Here is a 24,532-nt window from a genome sequence, read left to right as displayed (position 1 = left end):
GGCACCGGAATTCAAGAAGTCACGCCGCGCAGGAGAGCCGAGAAATGGCCGGGCCACAGCCCTTTTACATCACGACGCCGATCTATTACGTCAACGACGTGCCCCATATCGGCCACGCCTATACCACGCTGGCGTGCGATGTCCTGGCCCGGTTCATGCGGCTGGACGGCCGCGACGTGAAGTTCCTGACCGGCACCGACGAGCACGGGCAGAAGGTCGAGAAGTCGGCCCAGGTGGCCGGCGTCGATCCCCAGGCCTTCACCGACCGGGTGTCGCAGAACTTCCGCGACCTCGTCGGCGCCATGAACTATTCCAACGACGATTTCATCCGCACGACCGAGCCGCGCCATATCGAGGCCTGCCAAGCCTTGTGGCGGACGCTGGCCGACAAGGGCGAGATCTACCTGGGTTCCTACGCCGGCTGGTATGCCGTCCGGGACGAGGCGTTCTACGGCGAGGACGAGCTGACCACCACGCCGACCGGCAAGAAGCTCGCGCCCAGCGGGGCGGAGTGCGAGTGGGTCGAGGAGCCCAGCTACTTCTTCCGCCTGTCGGCCTGGCAGGACCGGCTGCTGAAGTTCTACGACGAGAATCCCGACTTCATCCTGCCGCCGGGCAAGCGCAACGAGGTCATGGCTTTCGTCAAGTCGGGCCTGCGCGACCTTTCGGTCAGCCGGACCACCTTCAACTGGGGCGTTCCGGTGCCGGGCGACGAGCAGCACATCATGTATGTCTGGCTCGACGCGCTGACCAACTACATCACGGCGCTGGGCTATCCCGACACGGCGCCGGGCACGCCCTACGCCAAGTACTGGCCGGCCGACCTGCACATGGTCGGCAAGGACATCCTGCGCTTCCACGCGGTCTATTGGCCAGCCTTCCTGATGGCGGCCGGCCTGGAGCCGCCCAAGCGCGTGTTCGCCCATGGCTGGTGGACCATCGAAGGCCAGAAGATGTCCAAGTCCCTGGGCAACGTGATCGCGCCCGAGACGCTGGTCTCGACCTACGGGCTCGACCCGACCCGCTATTTCCTGCTGCGCGAGGTGCCGTTCGGCAACGACGGGGATTTCTCGCACCGGGCGATGGTCAACCGGCTGAACGGCGACCTGGCGAACGACTACGGAAACCTCGTCCAGCGCGTCCTGTCCATGATCCAGAAGAACTGCGGGGCCAAGGTGCCGGACGCCGGCGCCTTCGGCGAGGCCGACGGCAAGCTCCTGGGTGCGGCCGGGGCCTTGCTCGACACCCTCCGGCGGGAGCTGTCGGTGCAGGCCTTCCACAAGGCGATCGAGGCGATCTGGGCCGTCATCGGCGACGCCAACCGCTATGTGGACGAGCAGGCGCCCTGGGCATTGCGCAAGACCGATCCGGCGCGTATGGGAACGGTCCTTTATGTGTTGGCCGAGACGATCCGCCGGCTGGCGATCCTGACCCAGCCGCTGATGCCCGACGCGTCGGCGAAGATTCTGGACCAGCTCGCCGTTCCGGCCGGCGAGCGCGGGTTCGACAGGCTCGCCGAAGGGCAGGCGCTGGCGTCGGGAACCCCGCTGCCCCGTCCCGAGGGCGTGTTCCCGCGGTTCGTCGAGGAAGCTGGAAGCTGAGAGTAAGATGCTGATCGACAGTCATTGCCATCTGGATTTTCCGGACTTCGCGGAGGAACGGGACGAGGTGATCGCGCGGGCCAGGCGGGCAGGCGTTGCCCGCATGGTCACGATCTCGACCCGGATCAGCCGGTTCGACCAGATCCGGGAGATCGCGGAGGCCTATGACGAGGTCTACTGCACCGTCGGCGTCCACCCGCACCAGGCGGCCGAGGAACAGGCCGTCACCTCGGTGGAAAGACTGGTCGAGCTGTCTCGGCATCCCAAGGTGGTCGGGATCGGCGAGAGCGGCCTCGACTATTTCTACGACAACAGCCCGCGCGACATCCAGCAGGCGGGATTCCGCATGCACGCGCAGGCCTGCCGCGAGACCGACCTTCCCATCGTGGTCCATACCAGGGATGCCGACGCGGACACCGCCCGGATCCTGAAGGAGGAAGGGGCGGGGCAGGGGCTGCGCGGCGTCCTGCACTGCTTCAGCTCGGGCCGTGACTTGGCCGAGCAGGCCCTGGATTTCGGATTCTACATCTCGCTGTCGGGCATCGTGACCTTCAAGCGGTCGGAGGAACTTCGCGACATCGTCCGCTCGGTGCCGCTCGACCGTATCCTGGTCGAAACCGATGCGCCGTTCCTGGCGCCGATTCCGAAGCGCGGCAAGCGGAACGAACCCGCCTTCGTGGCCCATACCGCTGCCGCCGTCGCCGAGGTCAAGGGCGTCAGTCCGGAAGAGCTCGCGGCGCGGACGACCCGGAATTTCCTGAGGTTGTTCAGCAGAATGCCGGCACCGGCCGTTGGGACGACGCCGGCATCATGAGGATCACGATACTCGGTTCGGGAGGCTCCGGAGGGGTGCCGCTGATCGGGGGCGACTGGGGGGCTTGCGACCCGGCCAACCCGAAGAACCGGCGCAGCCGCCCGTCGATCCTGGTCGAGGACCGGGGCGGGCGTGTGCTGGTCGACAGCAGCCCCGACCTGCGCGAACAGTTGATCGCCAACCGGACGACATGGCTGAGCGGCGTGATCTTCACCCACGGTCATGCCGACCATACCCATGGGCTGGACGACCTTCGGGGAATCAACCACGCAATGAACGCGCCCCTGGACGTCTATGCGGACCGGGGTACCCTGGACGACCTGATGCACCGGTTCGGATACTGCTTCACGCCGATCAAACCGGGGGGACTCTATTACAAACCGGCGCTGGTCGCCCACGAGATCACCGGCCCGTTCAGCGTCGGCGGGATCGAGATCCTGCCGTTCGAGCAGGACCATGGCTGGATGAAGACGCTGGGCTTCCGGTTCGGCCGGTTCGGCTATTCGACCGATGTGGTCCGGATGGAGGATGCGGCCTTCGAGGCGCTGAAGGGCATCGACACCTGGGTGGTCGACTGCGTGCGCGTGGCGCCGGCCCATCCCGTCCATGCCCACCTGGAGCTGACGCTTCAATGGATCGACCGGCTCCGCCCGCGCCGGGCCTACCTGACCCACATGAACCAGAGCATGGACTACGATACGGTTCTGGCGATGCTCCCTCCGGGAGTCGAGCCGGCCTATGACGGCCTGGTGATCGACATCCCGGATTGAGCCGGCGCCGCCCGGACCTCCGTCACTCGGCGGCGGCGCTCGTCTCGTTCACCGCGAACCGCCGTTCCATGTCGCGGCGGACCCGGACGGCCTCGGTGTCGGGTATGCTGATATCCGCCCAGGTGACGATCCGGCCGGCCGGAACGTCCTTCAACAGCTTGACCTTGTGCGCGAGCCCGATCGGCAGCGCCCCCTCGGCAAGGCTCCGCTCGGCAGGGACCAGCTTGCCCCAGACGGTGTAGCCGCCCTCGCCGTCGAGCATTTCCCCCGCCTTGAGCGGCCGCTTGGCGACGGCCGCCACGTCGCCGCGGAAACCGCGGGTCTGGCCTGTAGGCTCGCCGCGGAGGGCGGCCGAGAGCACCGAAATGCCGAGTTCCAGCCCGATCAGATGATACGGCTTGTACATGGCGGCATAGCTGCCGGTGTCGTCCGTCTTCAGCCCGTACTGCTTGAAGCAGGCCCGGGCGTAGTCGTTCGGGGCCTTCAGGACCACGTAGACGCCCCAGCGGAGATCCCGGAAGACCGGCCTGCCGTCCCGCTCCAGGGAGGAGACGGTCTCGACCATGCCCTCGCGCTCCAGCACGCCGCCGACCGAAGCGGGACGCAGGACGTGGGGCAGGTCGTCCACGCCGCAGGGCGGGAAGAGCAGGCCGTCGGACGGCACGGCGAGATCGCAGGCGTTCGAGATGGCCGCCATTTCCAGGGCCGACTTGGTCCCGTCCAGGAAGGAGTTGAACATCTGGGCGTTCATGCCGGCCTTGCGCGCCTCCTCCGGCGTCAGGCCGTAATGGGTCCAGACATCGTCCGGCGTCACGGCATGGAACAGCGGCAGATACTTGGTGCCCTTGCCGGCCGCGACCACCTGGAACCCGCAGGAGCGGCCCCAGTCCACCATCTCGGCGGTGAGCGCGGGCTGGTCGCCGTAGGCCATGGAATAGACCACGCCCTTGGCGCGGGCCTCCTCGGCCAGCAGGGCACCGGCGAGCACGTCCGCCTCGACGTTCACCATGACGATGTGCTTGCCGGCCGAGATGGCGGCGCGGGCGTGGGCGATGCCCGCCGCCGGCGCACCGGTCGCCTCGACGACGACCTCGACCGCGTCATGGCCGCACGCGTCGGCACCGGAGGTGACGAACTCCGTCCGGGCGATTCGGGCTTCGTCCCAGCCGACCTGCCGGCACGCGGCGCGGGCCCGTTCCGGGTCGAGGTCGGCGATGACGGCGACCTCCAGGCCCGGCGTCGTCGGAACCTGTGACAGGAACATGGAGCCGAACTTGCCGGCGCCGATCAGGCCGACCCGGACCGGCCTGCCGGCGGCGACCCGCGCCTGGAGCAGATGATGCAGGTTCATCGGGCGCTTACTCCGCGGCCAGTCGGCCGGACCGGGCATAGGCGGTCAGGGCGTCGTCGGCGACCGTCTCGATCGGCGTGAAGTCCTGATGGGCGATCCATTCCGGCCGGGTCGGCTTGCGGATGTGGTTGGAGACCGCGCACAGGGTCAGATAGACGATCTTGCGAGGGTAGGGGGTGATATTGCCCGCCGAACCATGGACAAGGTTGCCATGGAACATCAGGACAGAGCCGGGCTTGCCGGTCGGTGCCACGATGCCGCCTTCCTCCACCAGCTTGGCGACGGAGTCATGGTCCAGCGTCCAGAGCGGATAGGAGGTGGTCTGCTTGTCGTGGCCGGCCGGTAGCGTGCCTTGGGTGTGGCTGCGCGGGATCAGCATCAGGGGGCCGTTGATCGGCATGACCTCGTCGATGAACACCGAGATGTTCATGGCGCGGGGCTCGGGCATGCCGTCGTCGCGCGCCCAGGTTCCATAATCCTGGTGCCACTGCCAGACTTCGCCGTCGAACGCCGCCTTGGCGTTGATCTTGTACTGGTGCATGTAGAGCTTCTCGCCGAAGAACTGCTCCACCGGCTCGATCAGGCGGGGATGGGCGCCGAGGATGCGGAAGGCCTCGTTGTAGGTATGCGCGGCGAAGGCGGTGCGCGGCGCGCCGCTCTTCTCGCGCCAGACCTCCGGCCGGTCGGAACGATAGATCTGTTCGGCCTCGCGGCGCAGGACCTCGACCTCCTCGGGCGTGAAGGCTTCCGGCAGGAAGATGTAGCCCTGTTCGGCGAATTCGGCGAGCTGTTCCGGGGTCAGTTTCATGGATCGTTTCCTCCTATGTCGTGGTTCAGGCGGCCTGGTTGATGGCCGCCAGCCTTTGGGACGTCTCGGTGCCGGCGCGGTTGGTGTGCTTGAGCGCCGCGGCTTCGGCATTGGCGGCATCGCCGGCCAGGATGAATCCGGCGATGACGGCATGTTCGTTCCAGACCTTCGGACGGTGCCCGGGATCGTTCAGGACGACGCCCATGGATCGCTTGAGATGCGGCCATTGGGGCGCCACCGTTTCCTCGATCGCCGTGTTTCCCGACAGGCGGTAGATCGCGGTATGGAACTCTACGTCGGCCTGGATGAAGACGGCGGCAGACCTGTCGGGGTCCAGCGACGCGCCGCGCTGAAGCGCGTCTTCCAGTTCGCGGCGTGCCGAGGGACCGGCGGTGCCGGCCGCGATCCGCTGGGCGGCCAGCCGGGCGGCGAGGGCGTCGAGCGACGTCCTGACCTGGTAGAGGTCCAGGATGCGGGCGGAGTCCAGCGGCGCCACCGTCAGCCCGCGCTTGCCGCTTTCCACGAGCAGGCCCTGGCGCTTGAGGAGCTGGAGTGCGTGGCTGACCGGCTGGCGGGAGACGCCGAGCCGCTCGGCAAGTTCCTCCTGGCGGATGCGGCTGCCGGCCGGCAAACTGCCGTCGGCGATCGCCTTGCCGAGGGATTCGTAAACCTGGTCGATCAGAACCGGCTGGGAGGATATCGGCTTCATGAGTCCGTCGCTCGGGTATCTAGTTTCAGAATTCAGAATTCCGAATACGTTGAAGTTAGGCGATATGAGGGTGATCGTCAACCCGCATACCGTTGTATACAAGTCATTATTTCCATAATATAAATTATCGCGTTCATGCTGGGGCGTGGGGAGGGACCTTCCGGGTGACCGCGGAAGCCGTTTTCCCGTACGGTGCCAATGACCCTTCCCGCCTGTTCATGGTTCCAGGAGGATCTCCGGAATGCACAGTGAATCCCTTCATCGTTGGCAGCATGACCACAGCTTCGGTCAGGACCGCGCGGCGGCCGGCGAACGGCGCACGATGCTGGTGGTCCTGATCACGGCCGTGACCATGGTGATCGAGATCGGCGCCGGCCTTTGGACCGGGTCGATGGCGCTGCTCGCCGACGGGGTCCATATGGCTTCGCATGTGCTGGCGCTGGGCATCACGGTCTTCGCGTATGTCTATGCGCGCCGGCATGCCCATGATGCCCGCTTCAGCTTCGGGACCGGCAAGGTCAATGCCTTGGCCGGCTTCACCGGTGCGCTGCTGCTGGCCGTGGTGGCGCTGGGAATGGCGTGGGAAAGCGCCGGCCGCCTGCTCGCCCCCGGGGAAATCGCGTTCGACGAGGCGATCATGGTCGCGGTCCTCGGGCTGGTCGTGAACGCGGCGAGCGTCGTGATCCTCGGCGGCCACCGGCATGACCATGACCATGACCATGACCATCATCATCATCATGGTCGTCACGGTCAGGGGCATCACCCCGAGGACCATAACCTGCGTTCGGCCTACCTTCATGTCCTTGCCGATGCCCTCACTTCGGGACTGGCGATCCTGGCGCTGCTCGGGGCGAAGTATCTCGACGCGGGCTGGCTTGATCCGGTGATGGGTATCGTCGGCGCCGTGCTGGTCGCCAACTGGTCGCGCGGGCTTCTGCGCAGCACGACCGGCGTCCTGCTGGACCATCAGGCACCCGAATCGGTGCGCCGACAGCTGCGCGGCATTCTGGAGCGCGGCGGCGGGGACCGGATCGCCGACCTGCATGTCTGGGCGGTCGGACCGGGCGTCCATGCGGCGATCGTCAGCATCGTGACGCATGATCCGCATCCGCCGGAATATTACCGGGATCTGGTTCCCGACGACCTCGGCATCAGGCATCTCAGCGTGGAAGTCAATCGCTGCACATGAGGCGTCTGCCGGAAAACCGTCCCCTGCCCGCTTGCTCCATCCATCCCCTGGGTTAAAGTCTGGCTTCTCTTTCCGCGACGGATCGGATCCGCATGTCCCGAAACATCGACCGCCTGCTTGACATCATGGCCCGGCTGCGCGACCGCGACGGCGGCTGCCCGTGGGACCTGGAGCAGACCTTCCGAACCATTGCGCCCCACACGATCGAGGAAGCCTACGAGGTCGCCGACGCGATCGAGCAGGACGACATGCCGGCGCTGAAGGACGAATTGGGCGACCTGCTGTTCCAGGTGGTCTTCTATGCCCAGATGGCACGGGAGGCCGGCCAGTTCGATTTCGAGGCGATCGCGGGGGCCATCTCGGACAAGATGATCCGGCGGCATCCCCATGTCTTCGGCGACGTGACGGTGGAGAGCGCCGATGCCATGGTCGTCCGATGGGAGGACCAGAAGGCGGCCGAGCGTGAGGCCAAGGCCGCCGCCGAAGGCAGGATTCCCAGCGTGCTGGACGGCGTGATCGGCGGGTTGCCGGCGCTGACCCGGTCGATCAAGCTCCAGAAGCGGGCGGCTCGCGTCGGTTTCGACTGGGCGGAAACGGCGGACATCCTGGACAAGATCGAGGAGGAGATCGGCGAGCTCCGGGAGGAGTTGGGGGAGGCCGACCCTGCCCGGCTGCAAGATGAAATGGGCGACCTGCTGTTCGCCGTCACGAACCTGGCGCGGCGGCTGGACATCGATCCCGAGACGGCCCTGCGCGGCACGAATGCCAAGTTCGACCGCCGGTTCCGCCGGATCGAGGCTTGGCTGGCCGAATCCGGCCGGAACCCCGCGCAGTCGGACCTGGCTGAAATGGAAGCGCTCTGGGTGCGCGCCAAGAACGAGGAGTGAGACGATGACCTATGCCAACAATGCCCCGCACAAGCCCGGCCTGGTGCTGATTACCGGCGCCACCGGCGGGTTCGGCGGCGCATTCGCGCGCCGATTCGCCGCGATCGGGTCGAGGCTGGTGCTGGCCGGGCGCCGGGCTGACCGGCTCAAGGCGCTCCGCGACGAGCTGAAGACGGAGGTCCATACCGTCGAGGTGGACGTGCGCGACCGCGCGGCCATCGAGCAGGCCTTCGGCTCCCTGCCCGCCGGTTTCAATGAGGTCGAGACGCTGATCAACAATGCCGGCTTGGCGCTGGGCGCCGATCCCGCCCACAAGGCCGATCCGGACGACTGGGAGACCATGATCGACACCAACGACAAAGGTCTGGTTTTCTGCACCCGCGCGCTGCTGCCGGGCATGATCGAGCGCGGGCGCGGCCATGTGGTGAACATCGGGTCGACCGCGGGCAACTATCCCTACCCCGGCGGCAATGTCTACTGCGCCTCCAAGGCTTTCGTGAAGCAATTCTCGCTCGCCCTGCGGGCTGACTTGCAGGGCACGGGCGTGCGGGTCACGAACGTGGAGCCGGGCATGGTCGAGACCGACTTCTCCCTGGTGCGATTCAAGGGAGATGCCGAGAAGGCGGGCAAGGTCTATGCGGACACGACGCCGCTGACCGCCGACGACGTGGCCGAGGCGGTCTTCTGGGCCGCGACGCTGCCGCCCCATTTCAATGTCAACCGCCTGGAGATCATGCCGACCACCCAGGCTTTCGGGCCTCTGGCGATCCACCGCTCGAAGTGACGCTTCGGGGTCAGTCCTGGAAGAGGAGGTCGCGCAGTTCCGTCCAGCTCCGGCGATCGGGGGCCAGCAGGAGGCCCCCGGTCTGCTCGGTCGGGGCATAGGGGCTGCCGTCGAGCCGGGCATGGTAACCGCCCGCCTCGGCATGCATCAGGGTCCCGGCGGCATGGTCCCACGGCATGATGCGGCGGTAGAGGGAGAAATGGGTCTCGCCGCTGGTCAGGCTCAGATATTCGTGGGCCGCGCAGCGGAGCGAGAAGGTGTGGGCGAACCGGTGGCGGCGATCCTCCAGCCGTTCCCGAACCGACGGGTCGAAATAGCGCGACGACAGCACGCCGGTCATGTCGGCCGGCGGCGCCTTTTCGGCGGTGCGGAGCCGGGTGGAGTCCAGCCAGGCGCCCTCGCCTTTCACGGCGACGGCCATGCGCCGGCCGAGCGGATCGTGAATCCAGCCGGCCAGCGTCTCGCCTCCGCCGGCCAATGCCACGATCACGCCGAACTGGGGCTTGCCGGAAGCGAAGTTGGACGTTCCGTCCACCGGATCGATGATCCAGACCGGCTCCTCGTTGAAGATCCGCCGAAGCACCGCTGGGTCTGCGGCGGCGGCCTCTTCGCCGATCACCGCCGAGCCGGGAAGCAGATCACGAAGGCGGCGGGCCAGTTCCCGTTCGCTCGACTCGTCGGCGATGGTGACAAGGTCGCCGGGGCCTTTCTCACGGATGTCGGAAGTCGCCAATCGGCGGAAACGCGGCAGGATCTCGGCTTCGGCCACCTCACGGATGATGGTCGAAACGCGGTCGGTATCTGGCAGCATACAGGGAAAATCCAGGTCAGCTCTGCGGAGTGCTTCTAACGGATATATTGGAAGCCGTCACGATTTTGCAAAACCCGATTGCCGACGCCGGAATTCTCCTGCCCTGCCACTGGACCGGACCCGCCTTCAGCTTTCGGGCAACAGGTTCAGCACCGCGTTGACCAGCAGAAACATCACGATCAGGGAAAGTGCCGTACGCATCAACATGTCGTTCCTCCGCTTCGGTCTTTGTCGGCAGACCCGTCGCACGGGCTTCTAGGCGCCGTTGCACGGAGCCATAGAGGCAATCCGGACGGCACTTCGCCATAAGACCTTCGGATAAGACGGGTTGTCTGATCCCGACGGCGGCGGGACGCTAGAACGGAAAAAGGGCCGCAGCGCGAAGCTGCGGCCCCTTCCCTACTCCACTTCCAGCCGGAGCGGCCGGACGACCGGTGCTTAGAAGCCCATGTCGCCCATGCCGCCCATGCCACCCATGCCGCCCGGCGGCATGGCCGGGCCGCCCTTGGGCTCCGGCTTGTCGGCGATCATCGCCTCGGTGGTGATCAGCAGGCCGGCGACCGAAGCGGCATCCTGCAGGGCGGTACGCACGACCTTGGTCGGGTCGATGATGCCGGCCTTGAACATGTCGCCGAAGACGCCGTTCTGGGCATCGTAGCCGTAGGACGGGTCGGTCGACTCGAGCAGCTTGCCGACCACCACGGCGCCGTCGGCACCGGCGTTGTCGGCGATCTGACGGGCCGGAGCCTTCAGGGCACGACGGATGATCTCGACGCCGACGCGCTGGTCGTCGTTCGAGGTCTGGACGCTGTCCAGGGACTTGAGGGCGTACAGCAGGGCCGCACCGCCGCCCGACACGACACCCTCCTCGACCGCGGCGCGGGTCGCGTGCATCGCGTCGTCGACGCGGTCCTTGCGCTCCTTCACCTCGACCTCGGTGGCGCCGCCGACGCGGATCACCGCGACGCCGCCGGCCAGCTTGGCCAGCCGCTCCTGCAGCTTCTCACGGTCGTAGTCGCTGGTGGTCTCGTCGATCTGGCGACGGATCTGGGTGCAGCGGGCCTCGATGTCGGAGCCGGCGCCGGCGCCGTCGACGATCGTGGTCTCTTCCTTGGTGATCAGGACCCGCTTGGCGGTGCCGAGCATGTCCAGGCTCACGTTCTCGAGCTTGATGCCGAGGTCTTCGCTGACGACCTGGCCGCCGGTCAGGATGGCCATGTCCTCCAGCATCGCCTTGCGGCGGTCACCGAAGCCCGGGGCCTTGACGGCAGCGACCTTCAGGCCGCCGCGCAGCTTGTTGACCACCAGGGTGGCCAGGACCTCGCCCTCGACGTCCTCGGCGACGATCAGCAGCGGACGGCCGCTCTGGACGACGGCCTCGAGGACCGGCAGCATGGCCTGCAGGCCGGAGAGCTTCTTCTCGTGCAGGAGAATGAAGGGATTCTCCAGCTCGGTCGTCATCTTCTCGGCGTTGGTGACGAAGTAGGGGCTGAGATAGCCGCGGTCGAACTGCATGCCCTCGACCACTTCCAGCTCGGTCTCCAGCGACTTCGCCTCCTCGACGGTGATGACGCCCTCGTTGCCGACCTTCTCCATGGCGCGGGCGATCATCTCGCCGATCTCGCGCTCGCCGTTGGCCGAGATCGTGCCGACCTGGGCGATCTCCGCGTTGGTGTTGATCTTCTTCGAGGAGGACTTGACGGCGTTGACCACGGCTTCCACCGCCAGGTCGATGCCGCGCTTCAGGTCCATCGGGTTCATGCCGGCCGCGACCGACTTCACGCCCTCGCGCACGATCGCCTGCGCCAGCACGGTCGCGGTGGTGGTGCCGTCGCCCGCCAGGTCGTTGGTCTTGCTGGCGACCTCGCGCACCATCTGCGCGCCCATGTTCTCGAACTTGTCGGACAGCTCGATGTCCTTGGCGACCGTCACGCCGTCCTTAGTGATGCGCGGTGCGCCGAAGCTCTTCTCCAGCACCACGTTGCGGCCCTTCGGGCCCAGCGTCACCTTGACGGCGTCAGCCAGAATGTCGACGCCGCGCAGCATGCGGGTGCGAGCGTCGACCGAAAACTTAACTTCCTTGGCAGCCATGCCCTGGATCTCCTATATGGCGGTTGACGCGGGGTTCTTACTCGAGGACGCCCATCAGGTCGGACTCACGCATGATCAGAAGCGTGTCGCCCTCGATCTTGACCTCGGTACCGGACCACTTGCCGTACAGCACCTTGTCGCCCGCCTTGACGTCGAGCGCGGTGACCTTGCCGTCCTCGCCGCGGGCACCGGGACCGACGGCGACGACTTCGCCCTGCATCGGCTTTTCCTTGGCGGTGTCCGGAATGATGATGCCGCCGGCAGTCTTGTTCTCCTGCTCGGTCGGCTTCACGACGACGCGATCATGCAAAGGCCTGAACTTCATGGGATCTCTCCGAGATGTCTGTCGCCGGCCTTGGTGCCGGCTGTGGTGTCAGCGCTGGGTGTTAGCACTCAAGGCCAGGGAGTGCCAGCCGTATAACGGCAGATCTCCCTGCCGTCAAGCATTTCACCCCGGCAAATGGGGCCTTGCCCGATTTACACCAGGGGTGGCGGCCGATTTTCCCGGAGGCAAAATAAGGGCCGGCACCCCGGAGGGCGCCGGCCCCGAGCGTGCGGCACGCGGGTGGATCCGCGTCAGGTGGCGGGATGGTAGTCGTAGCGCCGTTCGAAACGGGCGAGGTCGGCCGGGTCGAGGGCGATCTGGAGATGGGCGAAGGAGTCGTCGTCCCGCCGTTCCAGCACGTCGCCCCGCTGGTAGAGCCAAGCCAGCGCCGCGCCGTCGTCGATCCGAACCGCGAGATCGACCGTCTGCCGGTCCATCGTCATGTGGCGGTCGAGCAGCCCGAACAGTCCGGGCAGGCCCTCGCCGGTCAAGGCCGAGACCGCCTGCATGTGGTCGTTCCGCGCCGCCTGGGCGAGCAGGGCGTCCCGGGTGGCGGCGTCGAGCAGGTCGATCTTGTTCAGCACCTCGACGACGCGGCCGTCCTGGGACGGGTCGATGTCGAGGTCGCGCAGCACCGCCTCGACGTCAGCCTTCTGGGCCTCCGTGTCGGGATGGGCGATGTCCCGAACATGAAGGACGATGCCGGCCGCCTGGACCTCCTCCAGGGTCGCCCGGAAGGCAGCCACGAGGTGGGTCGGCAGGTCGGAGATGAAGCCCACCGTGTCGGACAGGATCACCTTGCGGCCGGTCGGCAGCTCGATTCCGCGCATGGTCGGGTCGAGCGTCGCGAACAGCAGGTTCTTGGCGAACACGTCGGCACCGGCCATCCGGTTGAACAGCGACGACTTGCCGGCGTTGGTATAGCCGACCAGGGCCACCACCGGATAGGGTACCCTGTCCCGCGCCTTGCGGTGCAGGTCCCGGGTCCGCCGGACCTCGTCCAGTTCCCGCTTCAGCTTGATGATCCGGTCGCCGATCAGGCGGCGGTCGATCTCGAGCTGGCTTTCGCCGGGGCCGCCGAGGAAGCCGAAGCCGCCGCGCTGGCGCTCCAGGTGGGTCCAGGACCGGACAAGCCGCGAGCGCTGGTAGCTGAGGGCCGCGAGCTCCACCTGCAACTGGCCTTCCCGGGTCCTTGCCCGGGCGCCGAAGATCTCCAGGATCAGGCCGGTGCGGTCTATGACCTTGGCATGGAGCCCGCGTTCCAGGTTGCGCTGCTGGACGGGCGACAGGGCGTGGTCCATCACGACCAGGTCGATGGGTTCCCCCCTCTCCTCGGCGTCACGGATCAGGCCGGCGAAATGCTCCACCGTGCCTGACCCGAGCAGGGTCGACGGCTGAGGCCGGTTGACCTTGACGGCTTCGGCGTATGCTACGTCCAATTCGATCGCGGCGGCCAGTCCGACGGCTTCGTCCAGGCGCGCCTCCGGGCTGCGCATGCCGTCGTCGATCTTGGCCTCGCGCAGGATCGGATGGATCACGAGGGCGCGGCCGGTGCCCATGGCGGACCGGCCGGTGCCCTGATCGGGTGCGTTAGGTACCTTCACCTTCCTTGGGCGGCTCGAAAAGTTGAATAGGATGGGCAGGCATCACGGTCGAGATTGCGTGCTTGTAGACCAGTTGGCTATGCGCATCGCGTCGCAACAGGACGGAGAAGTTGTCGAACCACGTTATGATGCCTTGGAGTTTGACACCGTTCACCAGGAACACGGTGACCGGGGTCTTGTTCTTTCGGACGTGGTTTAAGAAAACGTCCTGAACATTTTGACTTTTTTCGGACATATGCAATCGCCCCGTTGTGATGGTTCTTGGGGCCCCATCCCAGAGCCCGGATAACATTCCATAACCCTTTTGTTGGGCTATTTTCGTTGTTCGACTGGAGTCTCCAGCGATATGGGGGCGCCAAGGCGCCGCACCAAGTCGGATACTATATCGCAAGTGTCAAACCGGTGCGCAGGCGGAAAATTCCCGAAATCGTCCGGACCGTTCCCGATCAGCATCGGGACGCATCTCCCGGCATGGGCGCACTGCATATCCACGTCTGCATCGCCGATGAACCAGACGTCGGGACCGGCAATCAACCCGCCGGGCTCAAGGGCCATGTGGATAGGATCAACCGCAGGTTTATCTTGTGGCGCATCTCCCGCTCCGACGAGCTTGCCGAAGTAGCGGTCCCAACCGAGTTGGGCCGACTCGGCCCGCAGGAAGCGGCCGGTCTTGTTGCTGACCACCCCGAGATAGACGCCCTGCCCGGCCAGCGCCGACAGCAGCCCCTCGGCACCCGGGAGCGGCTTCAGGTAATCGAGATGGTGGCGGCCGAAATGGTCGTAGAAGATGTCTCGCGCATCGGTCCAGCGGTCGCCGAACAGGCGGGGGAAGCTGTCGCGCAGGCTCTGCCGGACGCGGAGGCGGGTCTCTTCCAGGCTCCAGGGCGGCAGTCCGTGGGCGACCAGGGCGGCGTTCAGCGCGGCATGGATGCAGCCCCAGTTGTCCACCAGGGTATTGTCCCAATCGAACAGGACCGCGCGCGGCAGCCGCGTCGGGTCGCCGTCGCCAAGGGGTGCGCCCCCGAGATCCGCCGTCACGACGCGCCCGCCGTCCGGGCATATTCCAGGTAGGCCTGCCTCAGGCGCTCTCCCAGGGAACCCGGCTTGCCGTTGCCGACGGTGCGGTCGTCGATCCGCGTGACCGGCATCACGAAGGTGCTGGCGCTGGAAACGAAAGCTTCCCGCGCCCGGTAGGCTTCCTCCAGCGAGAAGGCGCGTTCCTCGAACGGGATGCCGGCTTCCCTGGCCAGCCGGATGATCGACAGGCGGGTCACGCCGTTCAGGATCAGGTTGTCGGCATGGCGGGTCACCAGGGTGCCGTCCTCGGTCACGATCCAGGCGTTGCTGGAGCAGCCCTCGGTCACATCGCCGTCCGGGTCGAGCTGCCACGCCTCGAACGCGCCTGCCTCCACCGCCTGCTGCTTGCCCAGCACCTGCGGCAGCAGCGCCACCGACTTGATGTCCCGGCGCAGCCAGCGGATGTCGGGAATCGAGATCACCTTGACCCCGTTCTCCAGCTGTTCCGGAGTCGCGAAGGCGGTCGCCCGCTTCGTCGTCATGACGAGGCTGCTGCGGGAGTGCTTCGGAAACTTGAAGTCGCGCGGGGCGACGCCGCGCGTGATCTGGAGGTAGATCGTCCCCTGGGTCACGTGGTTGCGGGCGATCAGCCGGCGCATCAGCAGCTTGAGCACGTGGGGAGCCACCGGCCACGCGATCCGCAGTTCGTTCAGCGACCGTGCCAGGCGATCCAGGTGCCCCTGCTCGTCGGCGAGCCTGCCGCCGATGATCGTGACGACTTCGTAGACACCGTCGGCGAACTGGAATCCGCGGTCCTCGACATGGACCATCGCCTCGCCATGGGGAACGAACCGGCCGTTGACATATGCGTATCGAGCCATGCTTTCCGCTTCTTTGGATGAGCTTTTCGGGATCGTGGAACGGGACGACGGAGGATCAGAAGAACTCGAGCCGAACCGCGAACATCTTCTCGACCTTCTTCACCTGCCCGACCGCGGCCAGGATGATGACCCGGTCGTGCGGCTTGATCACCGTGGAGGGCCTGGGAATGATCACCTCCTCGCCCCGCACGATGGCGCCGACGATCACGCCGGTCGGCAGCTTGATCTCCCGCAGGGGCGTGTTGATCAGGCTGGAAGTCTCCAGCGCCTCCGCCTCGATCACCTCGGCGAAGCCTTCGCGCAGGCTGTGGACCGCGCGGATCCGGCCGCGCCGGACATGCTGTAGGATGGTCGAGACCGTGATGGTGCGCGGGCTGACCACGGCGTCGATGCCGAGCGTGGTGACCAGCGGCGAATAGGTCGTCTTGTTGATCAGGGTGATGGCGCGCTGGCAGCCGTAGCGCTTGGCGAGCAGCGAGGCGAGGATGTTGCCCTCGTCGTCGTTCGTCACGGCGACCACCGTCTCGGCCGCCCGGACGTTGGCTTCCTCCAGGATCTCCGGATCGAGCCCGTCGCCGTGAAGCACCATGGTCCGGTTCAGCCGCTGGGCGATGTACTGGGCCCGGCCGCGGTCCACCTCGACGATCCGCGCGCTGACCTGCGGGTGCTTCGCCTCCAGCTCCTCGGCGAGGCACAGGCCGATGTTGCCGCCGCCCAGGATGATGATCCGGCGGGCCTCGGTCTCCTCGTGGCCGAAGGCCGCCATGGCCCGTCCCAGGTGCCGCGTGTCGGCGACGAAATAGACCTCGTCGCCCGGCAGCATCTGGTCGTCGCCGCCGGGGATGATCGGCTTGTCGTTGCGGACGATCGCCACGACCTCGAGGTTCAGGTCGGGGAACAGGCCGGTGAGCTGGCGCAGCGGCGTGTGCAGGATCGGGCAATTGTCGGTGCAGATGACGCCGATGACGCGGACCTTGCCGTCGGCCAGCGGGATCATGTCGAACGCGCCCGGCACCTGGAGCCGGCGGGCGACAGCCCGGGCCACCTCGATCTCGGGCGAGATGATCACGTCGATCGGCATATGCTCGCGCGAGAACAGGTCCGCCCAGATCGGCGCCAGGTAGCTCTGGTTCCGGACGCGGGCGATCTTTGTCGGCACGTTGAACAGCGAGTGCGCCACCTGGCAGGCCACCATGTTGACCTCGTCCGCCAGGGTGACCGCGATGATCATGTCGGCGTCGGCGGCGCCCGCCTGCTCCAGCACGTTCGGGTGGGAGGCGAATCCGACCATGGCCTGGACGTCCAGCGTGTCGCTGATCTTCTGGATCAGCTCCGGGGACTGGTCGATCACGGTGACGTCGTTGTTCTCGGTCGCGAGATAGCGGGCGATGTTGGAGCCGACCTGGCCGGCGCCGCAGACGATGACCTTCATGGACCGGTGACCTTCATGAGCTCAATCCCCGGCCAGCTTGTGGGGAGGCTTGTCGTTGCCGTGCACGCCCAAGGATTTCAGCTTGCGGTGCAAGGCGGAACGCTCCATTCCCACGAACGCGGCCGTGCGGGATATGTTGCCACCGAACCGGGTCACCTGGGCAAGCAGATACTCGCGCTCGAACACTTCGCGGGCCTCGCGCAGCGGCAGGCCCATGATCTCGCCGCCCTTGTCCCACTTCAGGACCGTCGGGGTGATGGCGCCGATCTCGGGCGGCAGCATGTCGGCGCGGATCGGCTCGCGCGGGTCGCCGGTCGACATGATCAGCAGCCAATCCACCACGTTGCGCAACTGGCGCACGTTGCCCGGCCAGTCATAGGCCTGGAGCGCCGCCATCGCGTCCTCGCCGTAGTCGCGGGCCGGCAGGCCCGCCGTCTCGGACGAGCGGATCATGAAGTGGCGGGCCAGCAGGGGGATGTCCTCGCGGCGCTCGGTCAGCGGCGGAACCCGGATCGGCACGACGCTGAGGCGGTAGAACAGGTCCTGCCGGAACCGGCCGGCCTCGATCTCCGACGGAAGGTCGCGGTTGCTCGACGCGATCACCCGGACATCGACCTCGACCCTCGCGCTGCCGCCGACCCGCTCGAAGGTCTGCTCCTGGAGCACGCGGACGATCTTTCCCTGGGTCTCCAGCGGCATGTCCGCCACCTCGTCCAGCAGCAGGGTGCCGCCATGGGCCTGCTCGAAAGTGCCGACCTTGCGGGGCAGGCCATCCTGGCCGTGCTCGGTGCCGAACAGCTCGACCTCCAGCCGGTCGGGCCGCATGGTCGCGCAGTTCAGCCCGACGAAGGGGCCGTCGGCCCGGCGGGAGCGGGCATGGAGCAGGCGGGCGACGACCTCCTTGCCGGACCCGGCCGGCCCGGTGATCAGGACGCGGCTGCCGGTCGGGGCCACCTTGTCGATCGAGTGCCTGACATGGTTGATCGCCGACGACTTGCCGATCAGCTCGATCTGGCCGCCGGTCCGGAGCTTCAGTTCCTCGTTCTCGCGCCTGAGCCGGGCGGCTTCGATCGCGCGCTCGACCAGGACCAGCAGGCGGTCGGCCTTGAACGGCTTCTCGATGAAGTCGTAGGCGCCCTGCTTGATCGCGGACACGGCGGTCTCGATCGTCCCGTGGCCGCTGATCATGATGACCGGCAGGTTCGGATGCTCGCGCTTGAGCTCGGCGAGAATCTGGATGCCGTCGAGCCGGCTCCCCTGGAGCCAGATGTCGAGGATCACCAAGCTCGGCCTTCGGGCACCGACCGCGGCGATGGCCTGGTCGGCGTCGCCGGCTTGCCGGGTCTTCATGCCTTCGTCTTCAAGGATACCCGCAATCAGCATGCGGATGTCCGCTTCGTCATCGACGATCAGAATGTCATGCGCCATAGCGACTCTGTTTCTGCTGCGTTTCTTCGGCGGCCACGGCCGGCGCGGCGATTTCGGTCTTGGGGATCACGAGGCGGACCTGCGCGCCCGGGCCGGAAGCCCTGTCTTCGAGCACCAGTTCGCCGCCATGGTCCTCCATGATCTTCTTGACGATGGCGAGCCCCAGCCCGGTGCCCTTGGCCCGCGTGGTGACGTAGGGCTCGGTCAGCCTGTCGCGTTCCTCGTGCGGCAATCCCTTGCCGTTGTCGGCGATCACGATCGACACGCGGTCGTCGTGGACCTCGAGGCCGAGATCCACCTGCCCGGGCGGCAGCGTCCCGATGTCGGGAGCGGAGCGGCCGTCGATCGCGTCCACCGCGTTCTGGAGCAGGTTGGTCAGGGCCTGGGAAATCTGCCGGCCGTCGCACGGCACGGTGAGCGGCCCCGGCGGAAGGTCGGCCGTGAACTTGATGGCGGGATGTGCGCTGGATTGGAGGAACACGGCTTGGCGACACAGTTCGTTGATGTTCTGTGGCTTCATCACCGGGCTCGGCATCCGCGCGAAGGCGGAGAACTCGTCAACCATCCGGCCGATATCGTCCACTTGGCGTACGATGGTATCGGTACACATCTGGAACGTCTCGGGGTCGCTGGTGATTTCCTTGAGGTATTTTCGGCGCAATCGCTCGGCCGAGAGCTGGATCGGGGTCAGCGGGTTCTTGATCTCGTGCGCGATGCGACGCGCCACGTCGGCCCAGGCAGCCTTGCGTTGCGCCGAGAGCAGCTCGGTGACGTCGTCGAACGTCACGACGAAGCCGCGGATGTCGCTTCCGACCGACTCGGCGGCGACCCGGACCAGCAGGGTCCGCGTGGTCCCGGCGCGGCGGAGCTGGACCTGGGCTTCCATCAGCTTGGCCGGGCGGCGACGGATCATGCCCATCAGCTCGCCCATCTCCGGCGCCACGTCGACCAGCTTGCGGCCGATCAGGATCTCCGGGTCGTCGACGCCCAGCAGATGGGCGCCCGACAGGTTGGGCAGGTTGATGCGGCCCTCGTGGTCGAGGCCGACGACGCCGGCCGAGACGCCGGCCAGCACGGTCTCCGTGAAGCGGCGGCGCAGGTCGAGCTGGCGGTTCGCCTCGATCAGCTCCCGCCGCTGGCTCTCCAGCTGGCTGGTCATGCGGTTGAAGGCGCGCGACAGCGTGCCCAGCTCGTCCTCCGGCAGCAGCTCGGGCACACGTGCGCCCATGTCCCCTGCCCGCACCCGCTCGGCGGCGCCGATCAGGGAGCCGATCGGCGCCACCAGCGCCGTCGCGAAATTGAGGCCGATCCAGACCGCGGCCAGCAGCAGCAGCAGCGCCACCACGACGAAGATCAGCGTCACCGTGATCTGAAGGCTGGAGCGCTTGCCCTCCAGCTCGGCATAGGCGCTGGCGGCCTCCTGGGCCGACTCCATGTGGCTCAACACCCGCGGCTCGACCAGCCGGCCGACGAACAGGAAGGTATCCACGAAGCGGTCGAGCCGTACCAGCGCCCTGACCCGGTCGTCGGTGTCGGTCACCATCAGGACGACCTCGCCCTGCCGGGCGCGCTCCAGGGCACTTTCGGGAATCGGCTCGAACTCCAGGGTGAAGGACAGGCCGGAACGCGCCAGCATCCGGCCGCTGCCGTCGAACACGATCGCCTCGGTCAAGGCCCGCAGCGCGGCCTGGGTCGCGACCACCTGGGCGAACCGGCCGGGGTCGGTCAGCAGGCGCGCAGCCTCCCGGTTGAGGTCGTTGGCCATGGCCAGAGCGTCGGCCCGGATCACCTGCTGGTGTTCGTGCAGGTAGGCCTGGGCGACGGCGCGCGACTCGTTGATCGCGGTGCGCACCCGCTCGCTGAACCAGGACTGGACGCCGACATAGAAGAAGATGGCGGAAAAGGCCGCGACGATGATCGCCGGCATGACCGCCAGCAGGCTGAAGGTCGCGACCACCCGGACATGCAGGCGCGACCCGGCGAGGCCTCGGCGCCGCTCGATCCACAGGCCGACGATGCGCCGCGCGATGATGGCGCCGAGCAGCAGCAGCAGCGCCAGGTCGAGCGTCAGCAGCAGGCTGACCGTGTTCGGGTCGTTCCCGAACGGCGGCGTCGCGGTCAGCGCCGCGTAGGTCGCGAAGCCGGCGCCGATGGCGGCTACGGCCAGCGCGACGGCGAGCTTGCCGGCCAGCCCGACGCGGCTGGCCCAGATCAGGAACTGACTCCAGAAGGATTGCGGCATACCCGCGGGTTCGCTGGTCATCTGTCTCGTCGCACCGGGCTCGCCCTGAACCCGTCCTGTGACCAGGATGTCACGAGACCGATGCAGGGTGTGTTATTTTAGCCCACGGATGACCTGAATATCCAGTTCGCGAATCTTCTTTCTGAGGGTGTTCCGATTAAGTCCCAACATCTGTGCAGCCTTGATCTGGTTGCCGCGCGTCGCGGACAGGCTGAGCGAGATCAGCGGGCGCTCGATTTCCCGAAGGACGCGGTCGTAGAGGCCCGCCGCCGGGATGCCGTCCTTGTGGGCCGCGAAATAATCTTTCAGGTGCCGTTCAACCGCCGAGCTGAGGCCCTCGTTCTGGTGCTCCTCGACCTGGGGCGTGGCCGGCGCGGCGTCGGCCAGCTCTGACTCGATCACGTCGATGCCGATGACTTCCTGGCTGTAGAGCGCCGCGAGGCGTCTCACCAGGTTCTCCAGCTCGCGCACATTGCCGGGCCAGCGGTAGCGCTTCAACCGGTCCATAGCCGGGCCGTCGATGCTCTTGATCGGCAGCCCCTGGGCGGAGGTCAGGGTCAGGAAGTGGCGGACCAGCGACGGGATGTCCTCGCTCCGTTCCCGGAGCGGAGGCAGGCGGATCGGCACGACGTTGAGCCGGTAGAACAGATCCTCGCGGAACAGGCCCTGGCGGATCAGCGTGCGCAGGTCGCGGTGGGTCGCCGCGATGATCCGGACGTCGGTCTTGATCGGCGTGCGGCCGCCTACCGTCGTGTATTCCCCCTCCTGCAGGACGCGGAGCAGCCGGGTCTGGGCTTCCAGCGGCATGTCGCCGATCTCGTCCAGGAACAGGGTGCCGCCCTGGGCCTGCTCGAACCGGCCGGTGGAACGGGTGGTGGCGCCGGTGAAGGCGCCCTTCTCGTGGCCGAACAGCTCCGACTCGATCAGCTCGCGCGGGATCGCGGCCATGTTGATCGCGACGAAGGGGCCGCTGCGGCGCTTGCCGTACTCATGGAGCGCGCGGGCGACCAGCTCCTTGCCGGTGCCGGACTCGCCGGTGATCATCACCGTCAGGTCGGTGCCCATCAGCCGGGCCAGCACCCGGTAGATCTCCTGCATCGCCGCCGAGCGGCCGATCAGGGGGAGCTGCTCCTCGGTCTCGGCATCGTCGAGGACGCTGTTGCCGTTGAGGGCGAGCGGCTGCGGCGCGCTGAGCGCGCGCTCCACCACGCTGACCAGTTCCTTCAGGTCGAACGGCTTGGGCAGGTACTCGAAGGCGCCCCGCTCGGCCGCCTTGACCGCGGTCATCAGCGTGTTCTGCGCGCTCATCACGATGACGCGCAGCTCGGGACGGATCTTCTTTATGCGCGGGATCAGGTCGAGCCCGTTCTCGTCCGGCATCACCACGTCGGTGATGACGAGGTCGCCCTGCCCGTCAGCGACCCAACGCCACAGGGTCGACGCGTTCCCCGTGGTCCGCACGTCATGGCCCAGCCGGATCAGGGCCTGGTTCAGCACAGTGCGGATCGCGCGGTCGTCATCGGCGACCAGGATCGTCGATGACGGCATTACGACGGCTCCAGAGACTGTTCGAAATCGGCATACATGGGTAGCGATACCTTGAATACGGTTCGGCGCGGCAGCGTCTCGAAATCGATGACTCCGCCATGGTCGCCAATCAGTTTCGCAACCAATGCAAGACCCAGGCCGGTTCCGTTCCGCTTGGTCGTGACGAACGGATCGAACAGATGCGACCGGAGATCCTCCGGTATGCCGTTGCCATTGTCCTGCACGCTGATCAGCAACGGCAGGTGGACGCGGCTGTCGGTGCCGGGAACCGCCAGCCGGACGCCGTGCTGGTAGGCCGTGCTCAGGATGATCTCGCCGCCCTGTTCGGGAACAGCTTCTGCCGCATTTTTAATCAGGTTGAGGAAAACCTGGATCAGCTGGTCGCGGTTGCCATACACGTCCGGCAGGGACGGGTCGTAGCGTTCGGTGAAGCGGACCGTCCGGGCGAAGCCGCTCTGGGCCACCTTGCGGACATGCTCCAGCACGCTGTGGATGTTGACCGCCGTCCGCTCCGGCGGCCGCTTGTCGGAGAACACCTCCATCCGGTCGACCAGCGCCACGATGCGATCGGACTCGTCGCAGATCAGCCGGGTCAGCTCCCGGTCGGGTTCGGACGCGTTCTGTTCCAGCAGCTGCGCGGCGCCGCGGATGCCGGACAGCGGGTTCTTGACCTCGTGGGCCAGCATCGCGGCCATGGCGGTGACCGAGCGGGCGGCGTTCCGGTGGGTAAGCTGGTTGTCGATCTTGCGGGTGATCGACTTCTCATGGAGCGACATCACCACGCAATCCGCCGGCTCGCCCAGCGGGGCCACGCGGACCGTGACCAGGTGGATGCCGATCCGGGGGGTGTCGAGGGTCACGCCGTATTCCGACATGCTGGCGCCGCCGGCCAATGCCTGCTCGATCAGGAAGAAGACCGGGCTGTCCGACGGCAGCAGGTCGGTCAGCGGCTGCCCGATCAGGGCCGCGGCGCCGCATTCGAAGAACTCCTGGGCTTCCAGGTTGACGTACCGGATCTCGTTCCTGTGGCCGATCACCAGCACCGGGTCGGGCAGGGCGTTGAGGATGCCGGAGGGGTCTATCTCCTGCCGCATCGCCTTCCGCCGCAGGGGGGTTACCGCGCGCGCCATCAAGCTGCCATCCGTTCGATCTCGGGGGAGTAGAAGGACCGGATCATGCCGAGCACGACGGCCGGATCGGAGACGCGATTGACCTCGGCGCGGAACTCGGCCGAGCCGGGCAAACCCTTGCTGTACCAGGAAACATGCTTGCGGGCGATCTTGACGCCGGCGTCGGTGCCGTAATGTTCCAGCATGGCCTCGTAATGTTCGATAAGGGTGGCGAGCTGGTCTTCGAGCCGCGGATCGGGCAGGCGCTCGCCGGTGCGCAGGTAATGGATGACCTGCCCGATGAACCAGGGGCGGCCATAGGTCCCCCGGCCGATCATGACTCCGTCCGCGCCGGACTCCGCCAGGCAGCGGGTCACGTCCTCGAAGGCGGTCATGTCGCCGTTGGCGATGACCGGGATCGAGACCGCCTCCTTCACCGCGCGGATCGCCTTCCAGTCGGCGGTGCCGGTGTAGAACTGGCACCGAGTGCGCCCATGGACCGTGACCATGCGGATGCCGCATTCTTGTGCAATCCGCGCCAGATTGGGGGCGTTGCGGTTCGCGTCGTCCCAGCCCAGCCGCATCTTCAGCGTGACCGGAACGTTCACCGCCTTGACCGTCGCCTCCAGGATGCGGGCGGCATGGACCTCGTCCCGCATCAGGGACGATCCGGCGTGCCCGTTGACGATCTTCTTGACCGGGCAGCCGAAATTGATGTCGATCAGCGCGGCGCCCCGATCCTGGTTCAGCCTGGCCGCTTCCGCCATGACCGCGGGCTCGCATCCGGCGAGCTGCACGGCCATGGGAAACTCTTCGGCGCAGTTGGTCGCCATCTTCATGGTCTGGCGCGACGCGCGGATCATCGCCTGGCTCGCGATCATTTCCGACACGACGAGGCCGGCGCCGGCTCGCTTGACCAGCCGGCGGAACGGCATGTCCGATACGCCCGACATGGGGGCCAGGATGACGGGGTCGTCGATCCTGATGGATCCGATGTTGATGCCCATGTTTTGGGCAATTCCCTGTAATGCTGTCATTTTGTGCAGGCTAGCACGCATCCGGAAAATATCGCAAGCGCGAAGAATGCCGATGAAACCATCACTGGGTGGACGGCCGGGCGAGATCCGGCCC

The 24,532-nt window shown here is 66.8% G+C and carries 22 protein-coding genes; 6 read left to right on the top strand and 16 right to left on the bottom strand.

Going from position 1 to position 24,532, the window contains the following annotated elements:
- The first annotated feature begins 44 nt into the window (after positions 1-44).
- Genes metG through IGS68_RS12630 form a run of 3 tightly spaced genes read left to right on the top strand, consistent with a single transcriptional unit; the run spans position 45 to position 3,185 of the window.
- Positions 45-1,601: a methionine--tRNA ligase gene (metG, locus tag IGS68_RS12640; RefSeq protein ID WP_201080485.1), complete on the top strand. Its 1,557-nt coding sequence runs from the start codon at positions 45-47 to the stop codon at positions 1,599-1,601.
- A gap of 7 nt (positions 1,602-1,608) precedes the next feature.
- Positions 1,609-2,415 (top strand): TatD family hydrolase, encoded by an 807-nt coding sequence (locus tag IGS68_RS12635; protein WP_201080483.1) that lies wholly within the window; start codon positions 1,609-1,611, stop codon positions 2,413-2,415.
- Positions 2,412-3,185, top strand: coding sequence for an MBL fold metallo-hydrolase (locus IGS68_RS12630; protein WP_201080481.1), 774 nt, complete (start codon positions 2,412-2,414; stop codon positions 3,183-3,185). Before IGS68_RS12635 ends, IGS68_RS12630 begins: the two co-directional genes overlap by 4 nt.
- 22 nt (positions 3,186-3,207) lie before the next feature.
- Here the strand turns inward: IGS68_RS12630 and IGS68_RS12625 are convergent, their stop codons facing one another.
- From IGS68_RS12625 to IGS68_RS12615, 3 genes are read right to left on the bottom strand one after another with little or no spacing between them, the layout of a single operon-like run.
- On the bottom strand, positions 3,208-4,536 hold the full coding sequence (locus IGS68_RS12625) for an NAD(P)H-dependent oxidoreductase (RefSeq protein WP_201080479.1): 1,329 nt from the start codon (positions 4,534-4,536) through the stop codon (positions 3,208-3,210).
- A gap of 7 nt (positions 4,537-4,543) precedes the next feature.
- Positions 4,544-5,344, bottom strand: coding sequence for a phytanoyl-CoA dioxygenase family protein (locus IGS68_RS12620; protein WP_201080477.1), 801 nt, complete (start codon positions 5,342-5,344; stop codon positions 4,544-4,546).
- Between the two features lie 25 nt (positions 5,345-5,369).
- Positions 5,370-6,053: a GntR family transcriptional regulator gene (locus tag IGS68_RS12615; RefSeq protein WP_201080474.1), complete on the bottom strand. Its 684-nt coding sequence runs from the start codon at positions 6,051-6,053 to the stop codon at positions 5,370-5,372.
- 241 nt (positions 6,054-6,294) lie between these two features.
- Here IGS68_RS12615 and dmeF point away from each other — a divergent pair, with 241 nt between their 5' ends.
- The 3 genes from dmeF to IGS68_RS12600 all read left to right on the top strand — a co-directional run bounded on the left by dmeF (position 6,295) and on the right by IGS68_RS12600 (position 8,913).
- On the top strand, positions 6,295-7,242 hold the full coding sequence (dmeF, locus tag IGS68_RS12610; protein WP_201080473.1) for a CDF family Co(II)/Ni(II) efflux transporter DmeF: 948 nt from the start codon (positions 6,295-6,297) through the stop codon (positions 7,240-7,242).
- A 92-nt stretch (positions 7,243-7,334) separates the two neighbouring features.
- Entirely contained in the window at positions 7,335-8,129 is a 795-nt protein-coding gene (mazG, locus tag IGS68_RS12605; protein ID WP_201080471.1) for a nucleoside triphosphate pyrophosphohydrolase, read from the top strand.
- Positions 8,130-8,133: 4 nt separating this feature from the next.
- On the top strand, positions 8,134-8,913 hold the full coding sequence (locus IGS68_RS12600; RefSeq protein ID WP_201080469.1) for an SDR family NAD(P)-dependent oxidoreductase: 780 nt from the start codon (positions 8,134-8,136) through the stop codon (positions 8,911-8,913).
- Positions 8,914-8,923: 10 nt separating this feature from the next.
- On the opposite strand, the gene IGS68_RS12595 is transcribed toward IGS68_RS12600, so the two are convergent.
- The 13 genes from IGS68_RS12595 to dusB form a co-directional block, all read right to left on the bottom strand.
- Complete coding sequence (locus IGS68_RS12595; RefSeq protein ID WP_201080467.1) at positions 8,924-9,724, bottom strand: inositol monophosphatase family protein; 801 nt, start codon at positions 9,722-9,724, stop codon at positions 8,924-8,926.
- Positions 9,725-10,162: 438 nt separating this feature from the next.
- Positions 10,163-11,815, bottom strand: a complete 1,653-nt coding sequence (gene groL, locus IGS68_RS12590) for a chaperonin GroEL (RefSeq protein WP_201080465.1) — start codon at positions 11,813-11,815, stop codon at positions 10,163-10,165.
- Between the two features lie 37 nt (positions 11,816-11,852).
- Positions 11,853-12,140, bottom strand: coding sequence for a co-chaperone GroES (locus IGS68_RS12585; protein ID WP_201080463.1), 288 nt, complete (start codon positions 12,138-12,140; stop codon positions 11,853-11,855).
- A gap of 251 nt (positions 12,141-12,391) precedes the next feature.
- Positions 12,392-13,699, bottom strand: coding sequence for a GTPase HflX (hflX, locus tag IGS68_RS12580; RefSeq protein ID WP_371821911.1), 1,308 nt, complete (start codon positions 13,697-13,699; stop codon positions 12,392-12,394).
- Positions 13,700-13,730: 31 nt separating this feature from the next.
- On the bottom strand, positions 13,731-13,979 hold the full coding sequence (hfq, locus tag IGS68_RS12575; protein ID WP_158045550.1) for an RNA chaperone Hfq: 249 nt from the start codon (positions 13,977-13,979) through the stop codon (positions 13,731-13,733).
- Positions 13,980-14,056: 77 nt separating this feature from the next.
- Positions 14,057-14,782 (bottom strand): HAD family hydrolase, encoded by a 726-nt coding sequence (locus IGS68_RS12570; protein ID WP_201080461.1) that lies wholly within the window; start codon positions 14,780-14,782, stop codon positions 14,057-14,059.
- Positions 14,779-15,642 (bottom strand): D-amino-acid transaminase, encoded by an 864-nt coding sequence (locus IGS68_RS12565; RefSeq protein WP_201080459.1) that lies wholly within the window; start codon positions 15,640-15,642, stop codon positions 14,779-14,781. The genes IGS68_RS12570 and IGS68_RS12565 overlap by 4 nt, the downstream gene beginning before the upstream one ends.
- A 55-nt stretch (positions 15,643-15,697) precedes the next feature.
- On the bottom strand, positions 15,698-17,074 hold the full coding sequence (gene trkA / locus IGS68_RS12560; RefSeq protein WP_201080457.1) for a Trk system potassium transporter TrkA: 1,377 nt from the start codon (positions 17,072-17,074) through the stop codon (positions 15,698-15,700).
- A 21-nt stretch (positions 17,075-17,095) separates the two neighbouring features.
- Entirely contained in the window at positions 17,096-18,502 is a 1,407-nt protein-coding gene (gene ntrX / locus IGS68_RS12555) for a nitrogen assimilation response regulator NtrX (RefSeq protein WP_201080455.1), read from the bottom strand.
- The gene (locus IGS68_RS12550) at positions 18,492-20,765 is read right to left on the bottom strand and encodes a sensor histidine kinase NtrY-like (RefSeq protein WP_201080453.1); all 2,274 of its coding nucleotides are present in this window, start codon (positions 20,763-20,765) and stop codon (positions 18,492-18,494) included. The genes ntrX and IGS68_RS12550 overlap by 11 nt, the downstream gene beginning before the upstream one ends.
- 72 nt (positions 20,766-20,837) lie before the next feature.
- On the bottom strand, positions 20,838-22,292 hold the full coding sequence (ntrC, locus tag IGS68_RS12545; protein WP_201080451.1) for a nitrogen regulation protein NR(I): 1,455 nt from the start codon (positions 22,290-22,292) through the stop codon (positions 20,838-20,840).
- Complete coding sequence (locus IGS68_RS12540; RefSeq protein WP_201080449.1) at positions 22,292-23,422, bottom strand: two-component system sensor histidine kinase NtrB; 1,131 nt, start codon at positions 23,420-23,422, stop codon at positions 22,292-22,294. The genes ntrC and IGS68_RS12540 overlap by 1 nt, the downstream gene beginning before the upstream one ends.
- Positions 23,422-24,408 carry a tRNA dihydrouridine synthase DusB gene (dusB, locus tag IGS68_RS12535; protein WP_201080447.1) on the bottom strand — a complete coding sequence of 329 codons (987 nt, stop codon included), beginning with the start codon at positions 24,406-24,408 and terminating at the stop codon, positions 23,422-23,424. The genes IGS68_RS12540 and dusB overlap by 1 nt, the downstream gene beginning before the upstream one ends.
- Between the last annotated feature and the right edge of the window lie 124 nt (positions 24,409-24,532).

This window comes from Skermanella sp. TT6, from assembly GCF_016653635.2.
Lineage (GTDB): Bacteria > Pseudomonadota > Alphaproteobacteria > Azospirillales > Azospirillaceae > Skermanella > Skermanella cutis.
This window is presented reverse-complemented; position numbering and strand designations above follow the sequence as displayed.